This window comes from Actinokineospora sp. (assembly GCF_050699995.1).
Lineage (GTDB): Bacteria > Actinomycetota > Actinomycetes > Mycobacteriales > Pseudonocardiaceae > Actinokineospora.
The window spans coordinates 1-1,399 of the sequence record NZ_JBOHGC010000467.1 but is presented as its reverse complement, the minus strand read 5'-3'; the positions used below and the strand labels follow the sequence as shown (position 1 = coordinate 1,399).

Sequence of the window (1,399 nt, the reverse complement as noted above, 5' to 3'; positions counted from 1 at the left end):
GAACGCCGACAGGATCGGGTAGGTCGACTCGAACGCCGCCACCTGCGTCAGGGACGCGGCCAGCAGCGCGGGTGCCAGGTACTGCACGTACGGCAGGCCCAGGGTCGACGGTCCAGCCGTGACCTGGGAGCCGAAACCGAAGCCGAGGGCCACCAGGTAGAGCGCGGGCTGCAGGAACCCGGACGTGATCGATGCGCGCCAGTTTCGGCGGTACCAGGTCCAGAAGCTGTGGACGACAAGCAGCGACGCGCGGGTGGGGCTCAGGACGCGGCCGGTGGCCCGGCGGGCGAGGACGGAGGTCATCAGTCCACCAGCGTCCGGCCGGTGAGGCGGAGGAAGACGTCCTCCAGCGTGCTGCGGCGCACCAGGCTCGACACCGGCTGCACCCCGCGGGCGTGGGCGGCGGCCAGGGCGGCCTCGCCGTCGACGGTGTAGAGGAGCAGGCGGTCGGGCAGGACTTCGACCCGGTCGGCCAGGTCGGCGACGAGCGGCTCGATGTCATGCTGTGCCCCCGGGGCGAAGCGCAGTTCGAGGACTTCGCGGGTGGAGTACTTGGCGATCAGCTCACCGGGGCTGCCCTCGGCGGCGATCCGGCCGTTGTCCATGACGACCAGACGGTCGCAGAGCTGCTCCGCCTCATCCATGTAGTGGGTGGTGACGATGAGCGTCACGCCGTCCTGTTTGAGCCGGAACAGCTTGTCCCACAACAGATGCCGCGCCTGCGGGTCGAGCCCTGTGGTGGGTTCGTCGAGCAGGAGCAACTCGGGGTCGTTGATCAGCGAGCGCGCGATCGTGAGTCGGCGCTTCATGCCGCCGGAGAGCGGCTCGACCGGGTCGTCGGCGCGCTCGGTGAGCTGGGCGAAGTCGAGGAGTTCGGCGGCTTTCTCACGCAGGTGGGCCTTGCCGAGGCCGAAGTAGCGGCCGTAGATGTGCAGGTTCTGCCGGACGGAGAGGTCGTTGTCGAGATTGTCGAGCTGCGGCACAACGCCGAGACGGGCGCGGATCTGCGGGCCCTGCCGGTCCGGGTCCATGCCGAGCACACTCAGCTCGCCACCGCTGCGCGGGGACACGCAGGAGATCATCCGCATCGTCGACGATTTGCCCGCGCCGTTGGGGCCGAGGAAGCCGAACGCCTCCCCCGGCCGCACGTCGAGGTCGATCCCCCGAACCGCCTCGAACTCCCCGAAGCGCTTGGCCAGCCCGTCCGCGCGCACCAGCGCGCCATTCCCACCCACTCGCCGAACCCTAGACGTGGGGTCCGACAGTTTCGAGGGATTTAGCCGTCAGGGGCAGATGTTGGCCTCGACCTCGCAGTCGCAGCACCCGCCGAGTCTCTCTTTGCGTGCGGCTTTGTCCATCGCGAATCCAGTGAGTCGGCTGCCACCCCGCTGTCACGGGG

General features: G+C 69.4%; 1 protein-coding gene and 1 pseudogene. Both read right to left on the bottom strand.

Annotated elements, in window-relative coordinates; genetic code table 11:
* Nucleotides 1-303, bottom strand: a pseudogene (locus ACRDSQ_RS23080) (ABC transporter permease); the annotation flags it as partial.
* Nucleotides 303-1,235, bottom strand: coding sequence for an ABC transporter ATP-binding protein (locus tag ACRDSQ_RS23075; RefSeq protein WP_431423956.1), 933 nt, complete (start codon nucleotides 1,233-1,235; stop codon nucleotides 303-305). The gene ACRDSQ_RS23075 and the pseudogene ACRDSQ_RS23080, both read right to left, overlap by 1 nt.
* Nucleotides 1,236-1,399: the final 164 nt, after the last annotated feature.